This window comes from Arthrobacter crystallopoietes (genome assembly GCF_002849715.1).
Taxonomy (GTDB): domain Bacteria; phylum Actinomycetota; class Actinomycetes; order Actinomycetales; family Micrococcaceae; genus Crystallibacter; species Crystallibacter crystallopoietes.
Genome location: NZ_CP018863.1, coordinates 4,399,848 through 4,415,519, shown reverse-complemented (window position 1 = coordinate 4,415,519; position 15,672 = coordinate 4,399,848). Strand labels below are relative to the sequence as shown.

Below are 15,672 nucleotides of genomic sequence, written 5' to 3'. Positions count from 1 at the left end.
AGATCCTGATCGGGTTGTCGTGGACCCGGGGCGAAGGCGTTAGCCGGCCAGGTCCTCGGGGTGCCTGATGCGGGTCTTCTTCGCCCGCACGCCCCGGTTCCACAGCCACGTCAGCAGCCATAGCACGATGCCTACGCCGATCATCACGCCGGCGATCTGGTATTCGATGGGATCCTGTGCCCACGGCCCCACCAGGAACCCGCAGGTCAGAACGCCCAGGTACGGGAGGATCTTCGGTGCGTGGAAGTGTTCCCGGTCGATCGGCCGTCGGCGCAGGACGAGGACGGCGACGTTCACGACCGTGAAGACGCACAACAGCAGCAGTGCCGTGGTGCCGCCCAGCGCGCTGACCGTGTCGGTGCCCATGAAGTTGGTGACCGTGACGATCAGCCCCACGGCGATCAGCGTGGTGAAGATGATGGAGGCCCACGGCGAGCGGCGGTTCGGCAGCACCTTGCCCAGCGAACGTGGCAGCACGTCCTGTTTCGCCATGCCATAAAGCAGGCGGCTGGCCATCAGCATGTTAATCAGTGCGGTGTTGGCCACCGCGAACATGGACAGGAACGGATAGATGACATCCACCGGCAGTCCCGGCGCCCCGGCCTGCACCACTTCGAGCAGCGGAGTGGTGCTTTCGGAGAGGACACCGATGGGGACAATCGCCACTGCGGCGATGGATACCAGGAGGTAGATCAGGACGGTGATGCCCAGGCCCGTCAGCATGACTTTGGGGAAAATTTTGACCGGATCCTTGGTTTCCTCCGCCATATTGACCGAGTCCTCGAACCCCACCATCGAGAAGAAGGCGAGCGACGTGGCCGCCGTGATGGAGAGAAAGGCTCCCTTGTCCGCGGACGTCTCGAAGATCAGAATCCTGCTGAAGTCCACGTTGCCCTGGGACATGGCCCAGAACCCGATGAAGATCACGATCATCAGTCCGGTGAACTCAACCAGGGTCAGGACCACATTGAACTTGATGCTCTCGGCGACGCCGCGCAGGTTGATCAGCGCCAGCACGATCATGAAGATCACCGCGACCCACGTGACTCCGCCCTGGTCCCAGTCAAGGTTGAACCCCACGATGAAGTTCTCGGCCAGGAATTTGGACGCGGTGGAAGCAGACGTGATGCCGGAACTGAGCACCGCGAACGTGACCAGGAAGGTCAGGAAGTGGATACCGAAGGCCTTGTGCGTGTACAGGGCGGCGCCGGCGGCCTGGGGGTATTTGGTGACGAGTTCCAGATAGGAAAAAGCCGTGATGGTGGCAACGACGAAGGCCAGCAGGATCGGCGCCCAGGCGGCACCGCCCACCTCGCCGGCAATCCGCCCGGTCAGCGCATAAACGCCGGTGCCGAGGATATCCCCGACGATGAAGAGCAGTAGGAGCTTTGGACCTATGGCCCGTTTGAGTTCCGGTTGCTCATGGGTTTCGGTGGTGCTGCTCATCGTTGAACTCCCGTCCAAGCGTGGTGCCTACGGTCAGAGACTTCACAGTCAACGTAGCACGCGGCCACTGCCGTGTCTCGGGGGGCAGCGGTGACCGGTCAGCCGGAGCCGGCATTCTCTCCGGAGCACCGGCCGGACAAAGATTGTGGCGGCGCCTCCGCTGAGGAAGCGCCGCCGCAATCCTGTCCTGCTCGGAGGCAGTGAGCTCGCGGCGGCTAGACCGACGCGAGCCCCTCGACGGGGGAGAGCCGTGCCGCGCGGCGGGCGGGCATGACGGAGGCGAGCAGCCCGGCGACCACGGCGACGGCCAGTACGGCGGCCAGCTGCAGCCAGGGCACGTCCGGCACGACGGCGGTAAACGTGCCCAGCGCGGACTGCGCGCCGAGCCACCCGTACAGGATGCCCAGTCCGGATCCGATCAGCGCGGCCACGCCGGCGATCAGGACGGCCTCCAGGGCCAGCATGCCGCGCAGCTGGTTCCGGGTCAGGCCCAGCGCCCGCAGCAGCGAGGACTCCTGGGTCCGTTCCAGCACCGAGAGCGAGAGCGTGTTCGCCACGCCCACCAGCGCGATCAGCACCGCCACGGCCAGCAGCCCGGTGACCACCAGCAGCAGCACATCGATCACCTGGTTGAACGCGGCCCGTTCAATCGCCGCCCCGGAGACCTGGGTAGTCCTGCACGTTCAGCCCGGCGGCCAGTTCGCTGCGCAGTTCCATCAGTGCCGTGGCGTCGAGGTCCCGGTCCACGGACAGCCACAGCTGCGGCAGGGAAGAGTAGTACTCCTCGCTGTCGGCGGCAGCGGGCGCGGGCACGCCGATCTCTTCGGCCACGGCGGAGGACATCAGCGGCGGGAAGGAAAAGCTGCTCACCTCAACCACCTGCAGCTCCCGGGAACCGCTGCTGCCGGTGACGGTGAGCGTGTCCAGGCCCGAGCCTTCGGCGAGCAGCACGGTATCGGCGTCCAGCGTCAGGGACTGGTCCTGCAGCAGTTCCCGCTGTGCCGGTTCCAGCTGGTAGACGCCCGTCCGCTGGCCGTTCACCGTGGCGTAGCCGCCGGTCGTGACCAAGCCGGCGGCAGCCACGCCGTCGTACGTCAGGGCGGTTTGCGCGGCTGCCTCATTGAGCGGCCCGCCGTCTTCGGTGAGGTTACCGATGCTGATGTCCACCGGGAACTGCGCGCTGAGCTCGGATTCGAACGCCGTGCGGGCGGACTGCGCACCGGTCATCATCATGACCACCAGCGTCACGCCGATCAGCAGCGCCGTAGCAGTGGCGGAAGTGCGGCCGGGGTTGCGCACCGCGTTGACGGCGGCTAGCTTGCCGGGCACGCCCAGCGGCTTCGCTAGGGCACCGACGGCGGTGACCAGCGGCGGCACAAAGAGCGTGGCGCACAGCAGCAGCCCGATGAAGGACATGGCGCCGCCGGGCAGGGCAATGAGCAGGTTGGCACTGAGCGCGCCCAAGCCAAGTACGACGGCGCCACCCACCACGAGCGCGATGCCGAACCCGAGCCTGACCTTGCCTTTCCGGTTTCCCACGCGGACATCCTCGGCCGGTCGCAGGGCCGCCAGCGGGGCAACCGCGGTGGCGGCGCGGGCCGGGGCAAGCGCGGCGAGGACCGTCATGACCACGCCGGTGACCAGGCCGACCGCAACGGCCAGTCGCGGGACGGCCAGGGCCGCGAACTCGGTGTCCGGGCGGCCCTGCAGCACAGCAATGATGCCGGCCATCAAACCCACGGCTCCGAGCACGCCGATGACGGATGCCACAACGCCGACCAGCAGCGCCTCCACCAGCACCGAGCGGCGGATTTGCCCGCGGTCGGCACCGATGCAGCGCAGCAGCGCCAGCTCCCGGGTGCGCTGCGCGATCAGCACGGAGAAGGTATTGGCCACCACCAGGGCTGACACCAGGACCGCTACCAGGGCGAACGCCAGCAGCACGATGGTCAGCTGGTCCGTGCCGCCGGTGAAGCTGGCGACCACTTCCTTGGTCTGCTCGGCCGCGGTGTTCACGGTCGGCTCCGCGAAACCTGCTTGGACCAGCGCAGCGGCGACGGCGTCCTTGGCAGAGGCAGCGTCGGTGCCCGCGGCCAGGTCCAGCTGGATGCTGCGCACCTGGACCGGAGTTTGCTCGCCGGCGAGCGCGGTGAGCAGTCCGCTTGTGCCGAAGAACTGCGGCTGGCCCATCATGAGCGGATCCTTGGACGCCTTCACGGTGGCTGAGACGGTGGCGGGGATGCCGCCGGCGGCTACGTCATCGCCGGCCGCCCTCCCGGCGCCGGGCGCGAGCTCGAGCTTGCTGCCGAGGGTCAGGGCGAGGCGCTTGGCGGTGGCATCATCCACCGCCACTTCGCCACTGCCGGGCCGCGTGCCTTCGATCAGTTCCAGATTGTCCAGACCGGCCGGCGCGGTGTTCTGCAGCGCGCCGTAGCCGGCCTCACCTGCCGTGCCGAAGGCGATGTGGCTCTGCTGCTGGACGTAAACCTCGGCCACGCCGTCTGCGTCGGCCACGGCCTGGGCCGCCTGTTCATTCAGCGGCTTCTCCGGGCCGGCGCTAATCACCAGGTCCGCGTTCCGGAAACCGGCGCCGACGCTGTTGCCCAGCGAGGCTTCGGTGGAGGCGTTGACCATGAGCGTGGCCGTGAGGAAGCCGACCGCCATCACCACGGCCAGTGCTACGGCGATGAACCGCCGCGCATGCTGCTTTACCTGTGCGAGTGCTACCTGCAGCATGGCTTCAGGCCCCCAGCTTCGCCAGGGCGGCCAGGATCTGCTCGGTGTCCGGGCGCTCGAGCTCGCCTACCAGCGCGCCGTCGTTCATCAGGACCACGCGGTCGGCATAGGAGGCGGCGACGGGATCGTGGGTGACCATGATGATGCTTTGGCCCATCTCGGTGGCGGAGCGGCGCAGCAGCGAGAGCACTTCCGCACCGACCTTGGAGTCGAGGTTGCCGGTGGGCTCGTCGCCGAAGATCACATCCGGCCGGGTGAGCAGCGCCCGGGCCACGGCGACGCGCTGCTGCTGGCCGCCGGAGAGCTCGTGCGGACGATGCGTCAGCCGCTCCGCCAGACCCAGAGTGGAGGTCACGTACCGGAACCATTCCTTGTCCACGCTGCCGCCGGCCAGCGCGATCGGCAGCGTGATGTTCTGTTCGGCCGTCAGTGTGGAAACCAGGTTGAAGGCCTGGAAGACGAAGCCGACGCGCTCGCGGCGCAGCTTGGTCAACTGGTTGTCGTTCAGGGCGGTGATCTCGGTATCGCCGATCCAGATCTTACCCGAATCGGCGGTGTCCAGGCCGGCCAGACAGTGCATCAGGGTGGATTTGCCGGAGCCGGAGGGGCCCATGATGGCCGTGAACTTGCCGCTCTCGAACGCCACATCTACATTTTTCAGGGCGTGGACGCGGGTATCGCCTGTGCCGTAGGTCTTGTTGAGGGCCTGCGTGGCTGCCGCGGCGGAAGAATTCCCGGAGCCGTTCGAGGCACCGGACGCGAGTGATTGCTCAGTGCTGGTTGTCATACTCCAACGCTACGAACCAAGGACGCCCGGGCGGATCGGCCCCCGGTCTGGTGTTCTGCCGCGCCGTCTCATACCCAGGGTTGAGAAGTCAGGGAGTGACAATCCCGGTTTCGTAGGCGATGACCACGGCTTGGACCCTGTCCCGGGCGTTGAGCTTGGCCAGGATGTGTCCCACGTGCGTCTTCACCGTGGCCTCGGAGAGGAACAGAGTGGCGGCGATCTCCGGGTTGGACAGTCCTTGGGCAATCAGCGTGAATACCTCGCGCTCGCGGGCCGTAAGCGTGTCCACCGCGGCGGCATGACGGCTCACCTCGGGACTCGGCGCGCGCAGCAGCGGGGCTACATGGTCCAGCAGCCGGCGGGTGGTGGACGGCGCGATCACGGCGTCGCCGCGGTACACCGTCCGGATGGCCTCGAGGAGCTCCTCCGGCGGCGCGTCCTTGAGCAGGAAACCGCTGGCCCCGGCCTGGATGGCCGACAGTGCGTACTCATCCAGATCGAAGGTGGTGAGCACCACGACCTTCAGGTCCGGCCCCTCCGGCCCGCCGTTCCGGGCGGCCCGCGCCAGCAGTTTGCCGGTGGCTTCGATGCCGTCCATGCCCGGCATCCGGACGTCCATAAGAACGACGTCGGCGCGAACCACCGCGAGTGCGTTCACCGCTTCCTGCCCGTTGCCGGCTTCGGCCACCACCTCAAGGTCGGGCTGGGAATTGATCAGCATTTTGAAGCCGCCGCGGACCAGCTGCTGGTCATCGACCAGGGCCACGCGGATGGGTTCCTGGCCGGCACGGGCGGTTTCGGCATCGGCAGCTGGAATGCTCACTCTTTAGGCCTCCGTGTAGGGGATGAATGCGTGGACGCGGAATCCGCCGCCGGGCTTCGGCGCGGCTTCCACCGTCCCATCGTAGAGCGACAGGCGTTCGGCCATACCCGTGATGCCTTGCCCGCTGCCGGCGGTGGCTGGATCCGCACCGGCGCCCCGGCCGTCGTCGTCAATCCGGAGCTGCAGGCCGCGGCCGGTCCATGCCAGCAGCACGTGTGCCGAAGCGTTCGGCCCGGCATGCTTGAGGACATTGGTCAGGCCCTCCTGCACCACGCGGTAGCCGGTCAGCTCCGCGCCGGCGGGCATCGCACGCCGCGGCTCGCCCGTCCGTTCCAGCGCGACCTCCAGCCCGGAGCGGCGGACCGTCTCTACCAGCGTCTCCACGTCCGCCAGCGTGGGGAGCGGCCGGACGGAAGCGACGTCGTCCCCGCGCAGCACACCGAGCAGCCGGCGCATGTCCCGCAGCGAGGCACGTCCGGTTTCGGCGATGGTGCCCAGCGTCTCGGTCGCCACCGCCGGATCCTGGGCGCTCGCATACCGTGCGCCGTCGGCCTGGGTGATGATGACCGAGAGCGAGTGTGCCACGATGTCATGCATCTCGCGGGCGATGTGGCTCCGCTCGTCCGCCGCGGCCAGATCGCGCTCCTGCTGCCGTTCGATCTCCAGCCGGTGTGCCCGGTCCTGCAGCGCCTGCACGGTCAGCCGGCGGTTGCGGACCAGATCGCCCAGGGTCCAGGCAACCAGCACCACGGCGTCGATCGCCACGAACGTGATGAAAAAGGTGGGGATGCTGCCGGTAGAGCCGTTGGCAATGAACGAGAAGCGGACAACGAACATGGCGCCGCCGAGCAGGGCCAGCACCAGGCCGCCCAGGCTGGCCCAGCGCGGTGCGTAGGCCGCCAGCGAAAACACCATGACCAGCACCAGGGAATGCGCCGGGACGGGCACGGACAGGAACGCCACATTGAGGAGCGCTGCTATCGCCATGGCCGCACCGGCCTGCCAAGAATGCGTGCGGCGCCAAGCCAGCGGGATGATCAGCAGGGCCGAGAGCACAAACGCCGGCAGGTCCGCGGCGGCAACGTAAGGCAGGGCGGAGACGGCAAAGGCCGACAGCATAATGATGAGGTCTACTTTGCCGGGATTCTCCTGGAACCAGTTGTAGATCCGGTGGTGCACGCGCATGATTCAAAACTCTATGCCGGGGCCGGGCCAGGCGCCTCATGCCCAGGTCTGATTTCCAGGTGTTCACAAAGTGAGATGGCTTGCTCAAGATGTGGGATCGTTCCCTAGACTGGAGGCATGAACGCAGCAGAGTCACAGGCATTTTCACTGGCAGTCATCCCCGGAGACGGAATCGGTCCGGAGGTGGTGGCCGAAGGAGTCAAGGTGCTCAAGGCGGCGACCGCCAACGAAGACGCCACGTTTGAGCTGACGGAGTACAAGCTCGGTGCCGAGCACTGGTTGGCCACGGGGGAGACCCTGCCCGAAGACACGCTGGACAAGCTGCGGGGACACGACGCCATTCTGTTCGGTGCCGTCGGTGCGGCTCCCGGCGACACCCGCATTCCTTCCGGCATTATCGAACGCGAGATGCTGCTCAAGCTGCGCTTCAGCCTGGACCACTTCGTCAACCTGCGCCCGTCCAAGCTCTTCCCCGGCGTGCCCAGCCCGCTCGCCAACCCCGGCGAGGTGGATTTCGTCGTCGTGCGTGAAGGCACCGAAGGCCCGTATGTCGGCAATGGCGGCGCGCTGCGCGTCGGCACGCGGCACGAGATCGCTACCGAAGTCTCGGTCAACACCGCCCACGGCGTCGAGCGCGTGGTCCGCGATGCCTTCCGCCGCGCGTCGGCCCGCCGCAAGAAGCTGACGCTGGTCCACAAGCACAATGTGCTCGTCCATGCCGGCCACCTGTGGCGCCGCCAGGTCGAGGCAGTAGGGCGCGAGTTCCCCGAGGTCGCCGTCGACTACCTGCACGTCGATGCGGCCACCATCTTCATGGTCACCGACCCGGCCCGCTTCGACGTCATCGTCACGGACAACCTCTTCGGCGACATCATCACCGATCTGGCCGCCGCCATCACCGGCGGCATCGGCCTGGCCGCCTCGGGCAATATCAACATGGACCGCACCGCGCCGTCCATGTTCGAACCGGTCCACGGCTCCGCCCCGGACATTGCCGGCCAGCAGAAGGCCGATCCCACCGCCGCCATCCTGTCCGTGGCCCTGCTGCTGGAGCACCTTGGCCTGGACGCTGCCGCCGCCCGGGTGCAGGATGCGGTGGAGAAGGACATTGCCGGCCGCGGGACCGAACCGCGTACGACGTCGGATATCGGCGATGCGATTGCCTCGCTTTTGGCAGTAGGCTAGTTAGCAGCCCTTAACTCGAATCACAACGGCGTGCCCTAAGACCGTGGAGGAACCATGACCCAAACGCTGGAATTCACCCAGCAGCTCTCGGACCATCCGAAGAGCGCCGAAGAACGTGCTGCCATTCTGGCCGACCCGGGTTTCGGCAACTACTTCACGGACCACACTGCCGTCGTCGATTACAAAGTCGACGCGGAAGGGAACGGCGGCTGGTCCGGCGCGCGGATCGAGCCTTACGGTCCCATCGCCCTGGATCCCTCCGCCGCCGTGCTGCACTACGGCCAGGAGATCTTCGAGGGGATGAAGGCCTACAAGCACGCGGACGGCTCGGTCTGGACCTTCCGCCCCGAGGCCAACGCGAAACGGATGAACCGCTCCGCCCGCCGGCTGGCGCTGCCGGAGATTCCGGAGGAAACGTTCCTGGAGTCCCTGCGGCAACTGGTGGAGGTGGACAAGGACTGGGTGCCAAACGGCGACGGCGAAGCGCTGTACCTGCGCCCGTTCATGATCGCCACGGAGGCGTTCCTCGGCGTGCGGCCGGCGCGGGAAGTTTCCTTCCGCGTCATCGCCTCGCCGGTGGGCAACTACTTCGGCGGCGAGCTGAAGCCGGTGTCGATCTGGCTGTCCGAACAGTATGCCCGGGCAGGCCGCGGCGGCACCGGGGAAGCCAAATGCGGCGGCAACTATGCGGCGTCGCTGGCGCCGCAGATGGAAGCCGAGGCGCACGGCTGCAAGCAGGTACTGTTCCTCGATCCGTTCAACGATAACGCCGTGGAAGAACTCGGCGGAATGAACATCTTCTTCGTGTTCAAGGACGGCACGCTGGTTACGCCCGAGCTGAACGGGAACATCCTGCACGGCGTCACGCGCTCCTCGATCATCCAGCTGGCCAAGGACCGCGGCCTGGAGGTCCAGGAACGCAAGATCACCATTGACGAGTGGCGTGACGGGGTCGCTTCCGGCGACATCACGGAGGCCTTTGCCTGCGGCACAGCGGCAGTCATCACGCCCATCGGGGAACTGAAGACCAAGGACGGCTCCATCGGCTCTCCGGGCGGCAACGCCGGCGAAGTGTCGATGTCCATCCGCAAGCAGCTGCTGGGCATCCAGACCGGCGCCGTGGAGGACACCCACGGCTGGCTGACCCGCCTGGCCTAAGCACCCCTTATCAGGTCGAAGGGCCCCGTTCGCACAAGCGGACGGGGCCCTAGGCTTTGGTAGCCGCCTGCCGACGGCGGTGCCCGGCTTGGGAAAGCCGGCCACCGCCGTCGTCGTTCGTCATTCCGTCGTCCCGGGATTCCGCCGGAAATCCCGGTTCCGCTGCCCGGGATGCAAGGATAGGGACGTGAACGCAGCATCGAATCCGAACCTGGTCCGCAGCAGCACGCTTACCCGCTACCGGCTGGCGCCGAATCCGGGTCCGATGAGCCTGGAGGGGACCCAGTCCTACCTGATCAGCGCTCCAGGCGAGCCCGGCGTCGTCGTCGTGGATCCGGGGCCGCTGGACGAGACGCACCTGCAGGAACTGGCCGGCGCCGGCAATGTTGAGCTGGTGCTGATTACGCACCACCACATCGACCACACCGAGGCCAGTGCGCGGTTCCATGAACTGACGGGAGCGCCCGTGCGTGCCTTGGACCGGGCCCAGTGCCACGGCGGCGATCCGCTGACCGACGGCGAAACCATCCACGCCGCCGGCGTGGATATCTCCGTTCTGGCGACTCCCGGGCACACGGCGGACTCCGTGTCTTTCCACCTTCCCGACGACGGCCCGGACGGCTCCGTGCTCACCGGGGACACCATTTTGGGCCGAGGGACAACCATCATTGCCTACCCGGACGGGAGGCTGGGACCCTATCTGGAGTCGTTGGAGAAACTGGCCGAGCTCGGGCCGGCGAAAGTCCTGCCGGCCCACGGCCCCCTCCTGCCTGATCTTTCAGCCATCTGCCGCGAGTATGCGGAGCACCGCCAGCTGCGGCTGGACCAGATCCGTGCCGCTTTGGAGGAGCTCGGCGAGCACGCCGGCGTCGACGCCGTCACCGACCATGTCTACAACGACGTCGATCCGTCCGTGCGCGGGGCCGCCGAGGCGTCCGTCGCGGCACAGCTGGATTACCTGCGCTCCGGAAACCAGCGCCCGAGCCGATAGGGTAGTTCCCATGCGTATCGCCCGATTTGTACTTGACTCTGACCCTGCTTTCGGCATCGTCGAAGGTGACGAAGGAAATGAAGAGGTCGCGGTCATCGCCGGTGACCCGTTCTTCTCCGGTTTCCAGCTCACCGGCGCCCGCCACAAGCTCGAGGATGTGCGGCTGCTGGCCCCGATTATTCCCCGCAGCAAGGTGGTCGGCATAGGCCGCAACTACGCCGAACACATCAAGGAAATGGGCAACGAAACCCCGGCCGCACCGCTGATGTTCTTGAAGCCCAACACCTCCGTTATTGGTCCGAACGAACCGATGGTGCTGCCCGAGTTCTCCGAAGAGGTGTCCTACGAGGCGGAGCTGTGCGTAGTGATCGGCCGCATCTGCAAGGACGTCCCGGCCGAGCGGGTCCACGAAGTGATCTTCGGCTACACCTGCGGCAACGATCTGACCGCCCGCGATGCCCAGCGCACGGACAACCAGTGGGCCCGCGCCAAGGGCTTCGACGGTTCCGCACCGATCGGACCGTGGATTGAAACCGAGCTGGACACCGAAGACCTTGCGGTCAAGGGCTGGCTCGACGGCGAACTGAAGCAGGACGGCAGCACGGCCCAGATGATCTGGAGTGTCAAGGAGCTCGTCTCCTACGTCTCCCAGGCCTTCACCCTGCTGCCCGGCGATATCATCATGACCGGCACCCCGGCCGGCGTCGGCACGATCGAGGCCGGCCAGCGGTACGAGGTCGAGATCGAGGGCATCGGACGGCTGTCCAACACCGCGCGCCGCTAGCCTTCGGTGGCGTGCGGCAAGGGGTCCGAGAACCACAACTTTAGTTGGATGTGGCCGACCCGGCCGCCTTCTAAAGTCAAAAACATGATGAAAAAACGTCCCGCATGGATCCCGAACGTAGTGCTGGTTTTGCTGGTCAGCTCCCTGGACGTCCTGCTGTCCCTGATGGTCATTGGAATTGGTCTGGAAGACGGGACGGTGCCGTATTTAGACGAAACGGCAGACGGAAGCGGGATGCTTGGCTGGGCCCGCTATGCCATCGCTCCGGTGCTCGCGGCTTTCGGTGGCCCGCTGTTGCTGCTTCGCCGCCGCTGGCCCCGGACAACTACGGTCGCGGCGGCGGCACTCAGCGTAGTCTCGCTGAGCGGCGTCGCGTACCTGGTCGCGCTCTTCCAGCTCGCCAGACGTCGGCTGGACCTGTGGGTGCCCGTACTGATTTTGGCCTACGTCGGGCTGGAGGCGCTGTTAGGGGCGGAACCCATGACCTGGGACGTTGCACTGGTCGCTGTGCTGCTTCTCGGCGGAGTAGCTGTCTGGGGTGCTTACCGCGGCCAGCGGCGACGTCTGCTGGTCAGCCTGCGGGAGCGTGCCGAGCTGGCGGAGGCGGAGCGTGCGGCGGAAGCTGAACGGAGCCGTCTCCACGAGCGGCACCGGATTGCCCGCGAAATGCATGACACGCTCGCGCACCGGATGTCCCTGGTTGCGGTGCAGGCCGGCGCTTTGCAAGTGGATGCACCCGATACCGAAACCGCAAACGCGGCACAGCTGATGCGCCGGACCGCCCATGACGCCCTGGTTGAGCTACGTGAGGTCCTGGGCGTGCTGCGCAACGGCACCGCGGACGCCGGCCGGGAGCCCGCCGCTGGGCTGGACGCATTGCCGGTCTTGGCGGACGATTGGCGCGCCGCCGGAGTGGAGCTCACCGTCGTGGTTAATGTCCCTGCGCACACTGTGGTGCTGGATGCAGTCGAGCGTGCAGTCTATCGTCTGGTCCAAGAAGGGCTGACCAATGCAGCCCGGCATGCCCCGGAGTCCCGGGTGGAAGTGCGCGTGGACGCGGCCGACAATGTGCTCACAGTCGAAGTGGAAAGCACTGGCGGAGCCGCGGCGGATCCGATACCCGGCGCGGGACTGGGACTGATAGGTCTGGACGAGCGGGTACGTTTGCTCGGCGGAACATTGACGTACGGCCCGACGACGGCCGGCTACCGTCTGGTTGCCCATCTGCCGCTCGGCAGCGCCACCGGGGACGCAGCGTGAACGGTATGCCGAGGGACATTGGAATGATTCGCGTGATGGTCGTAGACGATGAACAGCTCGTCCGGGGAGCCCTGGCCAAGATGGTGGATTCGCGGCCGGATATGTCTGTCGTCGCCGAGGCCGCCAACGGGCCGCAGGCGGTAGCAGCAGTCCGCCGCCACCGTACAGACGTGGTGCTGATGGACGTGCGGATGGCCGGCGGCGACGGCATTGCGGCAACCGCAGCCATCCGGCGGTTGCCGGACCCGCCGCAGGTGCTCGTCCTGACAACCTTCGACCTGGACGAGCACGTCCTGGCCGCCTTGGAGGCCGGAGCCTCAGGCTTCCTCCTGAAAGACACGGAACCGGACCGGCTCTTCCACGCCATCCGAACGGTAGCCTCCGGAGAAGCAACATTGGCGCCTACGGTGACGCGCCGGCTGATTGAGCGGACCAGGGAGCGTGCCCTGAAGGCCAAGGCCAATGCTGCCCGCTACGAGTTCTCCGCATTGACCGCCAGGGAACGCGAAGTCCTCAAATGCATCGCAGAGGGAGCCAGCAATCAGGCCATCTCGAAGCGGCTCTACTTGAGCGAGGCCACGGTCAAGACGCACGTGTCCAAGGTCCTAGCCAAGCTCGGGCTGGAAAACCGGGTGCAGGCCGCACTGATTGCACGGGACGCTGACTTCTAGTGTTGGGCGGGACGCTTGCTATGGCTCCGGCCCTCAGGTAGCTATTGAGAGATGACGACGCCGCCCAGCGGTCCGGCCGCGGCCCGCACCATCACAGCCGTGCTGCCGCCCGCCGTCGTCTGGGCCGTGGTCCTGATCTTGAGCCCTGTGCTCGAATACGGTCTCGGCCGGATGGCCTGGTGGGGCGCCGGGGCAGCTTTCCTGCTGTGCTTTGTGCCGTGGGCAATCGTCACGTGGCTGGACAAGCGCGGGGAGCTGCGCCGCGGCATTAAACGGCTCGGCCTTGGCCCGCTGATGATCTGTACCGGGGTGTTGATGTACGGGACCTTGCGGGCCATCCAGTGGCTGGACGGTCCGCTGGGTCTTGCCGCCGTAATCTTCGCCATTTACGGCGGCTTTTCCCTGCTGCTGATCTTCCGCCGTTTCGGCCCGGATTGGACCTGCATTACGTATGGCGGGGCGGCCGTCATCCTGATCCTGATGGCAGGACTGCCCGGGCTGATCGGTGCACTACTGCTCGCCCTCGGCGTCTGGGCCCAGGCGCTTCTGCAGCCCGCGCGGGCCGGGCGTTTCGTGGTATCGGCGCTGGCCGGAGCCGCGGTCTGCGGCGGTATCTACGCTCTGCTTGAGCAGGCAGTGCCCTAGCGTCGGGTGTGCCGGAGACGGAGTTCCTGCACGGGCTAAACTGGTGTCCATCATGACTAATGCATCTGCGCTTCCCGCTGACCTGCCCACTGTCGATGCCGAAACACCCGTCCGGGTACGGTTCTGCCCGTCGCCCACGGGAACCCCGCACGTCGGCCTCATCCGCACCGCCCTGTTCAACTGGGCCTATGCCCGGCACACCGGCGGCACCATGGTCTTCCGCATCGAAGACACGGACGCCGCCCGCGACAGCGAGGAAAGCTACCAGCAGTTGCTGGAAGCGATGAAGTGGCTCGGCATCACCTGGGACGAGGGCGTCGAAGTCGGCGGTCCGCACGAACCTTACCGCCAGTCCCAGCGCGCTGACATCTATCAGGACGTCATCACCAAGCTGAAGGAAGCCGGTCACGTCTACGAGTCCTACTCGACGCCGGAAGAGGTCGAGGCCCGGCACAAGGCAGCCGGCCGCGACGCTAAACTCGGCTACGACAACTTCGACCGGGACCTGACCGAGGAACAAATCGCCGCGTTCAAGGCAGAGGGTCGCGAGCCCGTGCTGCGCGTGCGGATGCCGGACGAGGACCTGACCTTCAACGATCTGGTCCGGGGCGAAATCACGTTCAAGGCCGGGACCGTACCGGACTTCGTCGTCGTCCGCGCCAACGGCAAGCCCCTCTACACGCTGGTGAACCCGGTGGATGATGCGCTGATGGGTATCACCCATGTCCTGCGCGGCGAGGATCTGCTCTCCTCCACACCCCGCCAGATCGCCCTGTACCGGGCGCTGGTGGACATCGGCGTGGCGCGCTACATGCCGCTGTTCGGCCACCTGCCCTATGTCATGGGCCAGGGCAACAAGAAGCTGTCCAAGCGGGACCCGGAGTCCAACCTCTTCCTGCACCGCGAACGCGGCTTCATCCGCGAGGGGCTGCTGAACTACCTGTCGCTGCTGGGCTGGAGCCTGTCCGCAGACGAAGACATCTTCACGGTGGACCAACTGGTGGAGAACTTCGACATCCACGATGTGCTCTCCAACCCTGCGCGCTTCGACTTGAAGAAGGCCGAGGCCATCAACGGAACCCACGTGCGGTTGCTGGAACCGGGGGACTTCAGGCTGCGCCTGGTTCCGTACCTGCAGCATGCCTCCCTGGTGGGGGAGACCCTCACCGAGCGGGACCACATGGTTCTGGCCGAAGCGGCCCCGCTGATCCAGGAGCGCATCACCTTGCTGGGGGAGGCCCCGGACATGATCGCCTTCCTGTTCAAGAAAGACGACGAGATCGACATTGCGGACGATGCCCGCAAGGGACTGCCGGAAAACCTGGCCGAAGTCCTGGACGCGGCGCTGGCTGCCTTGGAGCCGATCGAGGAGTGGACCGCGGAGAACATCCAGACTGCCCTGCGTACGGCCCTGGTGGAAGAACTCGGGCTTAAGCCGCGGCTGGCCTTCGGCCCGGTCCGGACCGCCGTCTCCGGCCGCCGGATCTCTCCGCCGCTGTTCGAGTCCATGGTCATCCTCGGCAAGAACTCCTCGCTGGCCCGTATCAAGGCTTTCCAGAACGCGTAGAACAGGCGCTTTCGGGCCATGTGACGGACGCCTCAGCGGGTAACCGGCTAACCGTTTTGTGTAAACGGGAGACCTCCGGTAAAGTAATTACTCGTGCTGAGGCGCTGAGGAAGCAAGCAAGAAGCTTCCGGCAAGGCCCGAAAGTACCTTTGGGATATGGTGTAATTGGCAACACAACGGTTTCTGGTACCGTCATTCTAGGTTCGAGTCCTGGTATCCCAGCGCTGGGAATTGCGCTGTTTAGAGTGTAATTCCAGCCAAATAATGAATTTGGCAGCCGGGCAAAGTGTGTGAAATACTCATGAAGCTCGATCGGCGAAAGCCGGTAAAAAGTGCAAGGCCCCATCGTATAGCGGCCTAGTACGCCGCCCTCTCACGGCGGTAACGCGGGTTCGAATCCCGCTGGGGTCACCGATAACCGGTCCCGGACATTT

14 protein-coding genes and 2 tRNA genes are annotated in these 15,672 nt (G+C 66.2%); 10 read left to right on the top strand and 6 right to left on the bottom strand.

Features of this window, described 5'->3' with window-relative positions:
* Window positions 1-39 precede the first annotated feature (39 nt).
* From AC20117_RS20305 to AC20117_RS20285, 6 genes are all read right to left on the bottom strand, one after another.
* On the bottom strand, window positions 40-1,446 hold the full coding sequence (locus tag AC20117_RS20305; RefSeq protein WP_074701979.1) for an APC family permease: 1,407 nt from the start codon (window positions 1,444-1,446) through the stop codon (window positions 40-42).
* 215 nt (window positions 1,447-1,661) lie between these two features.
* Window positions 1,662-2,072: an ABC transporter permease gene (locus tag AC20117_RS24255; protein ID WP_335644527.1), complete on the bottom strand. Its 411-nt coding sequence runs from the start codon at window positions 2,070-2,072 to the stop codon at window positions 1,662-1,664.
* Between the two features lie 19 nt (window positions 2,073-2,091).
* Window positions 2,092-4,182, bottom strand: a complete 2,091-nt coding sequence (locus AC20117_RS20300) for an FtsX-like permease family protein (RefSeq protein ID WP_335644525.1) — start codon at window positions 4,180-4,182, stop codon at window positions 2,092-2,094.
* A gap of 4 nt (window positions 4,183-4,186) precedes the next feature.
* Window positions 4,187-4,969, bottom strand: coding sequence for an ABC transporter ATP-binding protein (locus AC20117_RS20295; RefSeq protein WP_074701980.1), 783 nt, complete (start codon window positions 4,967-4,969; stop codon window positions 4,187-4,189).
* Window positions 4,970-5,057: 88 nt separating this feature from the next.
* Window positions 5,058-5,690 (bottom strand): LuxR C-terminal-related transcriptional regulator, encoded by a 633-nt coding sequence (locus AC20117_RS20290; protein ID WP_418202263.1) that lies wholly within the window; start codon window positions 5,688-5,690, stop codon window positions 5,058-5,060.
* A gap of 105 nt (window positions 5,691-5,795) precedes the next feature.
* Complete coding sequence (locus AC20117_RS20285) at window positions 5,796-6,977, bottom strand: sensor histidine kinase (RefSeq protein ID WP_074701981.1); 1,182 nt, start codon at window positions 6,975-6,977, stop codon at window positions 5,796-5,798.
* A gap of 117 nt (window positions 6,978-7,094) precedes the next feature.
* On the opposite strand from AC20117_RS20285, the gene AC20117_RS20280 reads away from it, so the two are divergent.
* The 10 genes from AC20117_RS20280 (at window position 7,095) to AC20117_RS20235 (ending at window position 15,649) form a co-directional block, all read left to right on the top strand.
* Complete coding sequence (locus AC20117_RS20280) at window positions 7,095-8,162, top strand: 3-isopropylmalate dehydrogenase (RefSeq protein ID WP_074701982.1); 1,068 nt, start codon at window positions 7,095-7,097, stop codon at window positions 8,160-8,162.
* 54 nt (window positions 8,163-8,216) lie between these two features.
* Window positions 8,217-9,320, top strand: coding sequence for a branched-chain amino acid aminotransferase (locus AC20117_RS20275; RefSeq protein ID WP_074701983.1), 1,104 nt, complete (start codon window positions 8,217-8,219; stop codon window positions 9,318-9,320).
* A gap of 187 nt (window positions 9,321-9,507) precedes the next feature.
* The gene (locus tag AC20117_RS20270; protein WP_074701984.1) at window positions 9,508-10,311 is read left to right on the top strand and encodes an MBL fold metallo-hydrolase; all 804 of its coding nucleotides are present in this window, start codon (window positions 9,508-9,510) and stop codon (window positions 10,309-10,311) included.
* Window positions 10,312-10,321: 10 nt separating this feature from the next.
* Entirely contained in the window at window positions 10,322-11,095 is a 774-nt protein-coding gene (locus tag AC20117_RS20265) for a fumarylacetoacetate hydrolase family protein (RefSeq protein WP_074701985.1), read from the top strand.
* An 84-nt stretch (window positions 11,096-11,179) separates the two neighbouring features.
* Window positions 11,180-12,355 (top strand): sensor histidine kinase, encoded by a 1,176-nt coding sequence (locus tag AC20117_RS20260; RefSeq protein WP_158300489.1) that lies wholly within the window; start codon window positions 11,180-11,182, stop codon window positions 12,353-12,355.
* 35 nt (window positions 12,356-12,390) lie between these two features.
* Window positions 12,391-13,026, top strand: coding sequence for a response regulator (locus tag AC20117_RS20255; protein ID WP_236777382.1), 636 nt, complete (start codon window positions 12,391-12,393; stop codon window positions 13,024-13,026).
* A gap of 51 nt (window positions 13,027-13,077) precedes the next feature.
* Window positions 13,078-13,671, top strand: a complete 594-nt coding sequence (locus AC20117_RS20250) for a hypothetical protein (protein ID WP_074701993.1) — start codon at window positions 13,078-13,080, stop codon at window positions 13,669-13,671.
* 52 nt (window positions 13,672-13,723) lie between these two features.
* Window positions 13,724-15,238 carry a glutamate--tRNA ligase gene (gltX, locus tag AC20117_RS20245; RefSeq protein WP_074703367.1) on the top strand — a complete coding sequence of 505 codons (1,515 nt, stop codon included), beginning with the start codon at window positions 13,724-13,726 and terminating at the stop codon, window positions 15,236-15,238.
* A gap of 150 nt (window positions 15,239-15,388) precedes the next feature.
* Window positions 15,389-15,460, top strand: a tRNA-Gln gene (locus tag AC20117_RS20240).
* A gap of 116 nt (window positions 15,461-15,576) precedes the next feature.
* Window positions 15,577-15,649: transfer RNA gene (locus tag AC20117_RS20235), tRNA-Glu, on the top strand.
* Window positions 15,650-15,672: the final 23 nt, after the last annotated feature.

Bases quoted from the DNA above. Each gene is read 5' to 3' on its own strand.
- AC20117_RS20255 (WP_236777382.1), top strand. From the start codon at position 12,391: ATGGTCGTAGACGATGAACAGCTCGTCCGGGGAGCCCTGGCCAAGATG.
- gltX (WP_074703367.1), top strand. From the start codon at position 13,724: ATGACTAATGCATCTGCGCTTCCCGCTGACCTGCCCACTGTCGATGCC.
- AC20117_RS20300 (WP_335644525.1), bottom strand. From the start codon at position 4,182: ATGCTGCAGGTAGCACTCGCACAGGTAAAGCAGCATGCGCGGCGGTTC.
- AC20117_RS20290 (WP_418202263.1), bottom strand. From the start codon at position 5,690: ATGCTGATCAATTCCCAGCCCGACCTTGAGGTGGTGGCCGAAGCCGGC.
- AC20117_RS20260 (WP_158300489.1), top strand. From the start codon at position 11,180: ATGATGAAAAAACGTCCCGCATGGATCCCGAACGTAGTGCTGGTTTTG.
- AC20117_RS20265 (WP_074701985.1), top strand. From the start codon at position 10,322: ATGCGTATCGCCCGATTTGTACTTGACTCTGACCCTGCTTTCGGCATC.
- AC20117_RS20250 (WP_074701993.1), top strand. From the start codon at position 13,078: ATGACGACGCCGCCCAGCGGTCCGGCCGCGGCCCGCACCATCACAGCC.
- AC20117_RS20285 (WP_074701981.1), bottom strand. From the start codon at position 6,977: ATGCGCGTGCACCACCGGATCTACAACTGGTTCCAGGAGAATCCCGGC.
- AC20117_RS20280 (WP_074701982.1), top strand. From the start codon at position 7,095: ATGAACGCAGCAGAGTCACAGGCATTTTCACTGGCAGTCATCCCCGGA.
- AC20117_RS20275 (WP_074701983.1), top strand. From the start codon at position 8,217: ATGACCCAAACGCTGGAATTCACCCAGCAGCTCTCGGACCATCCGAAG.
- AC20117_RS20305 (WP_074701979.1), bottom strand. From the start codon at position 1,446: ATGAGCAGCACCACCGAAACCCATGAGCAACCGGAACTCAAACGGGCC.
- AC20117_RS20295 (WP_074701980.1), bottom strand. From the start codon at position 4,969: ATGACAACCAGCACTGAGCAATCACTCGCGTCCGGTGCCTCGAACGGC.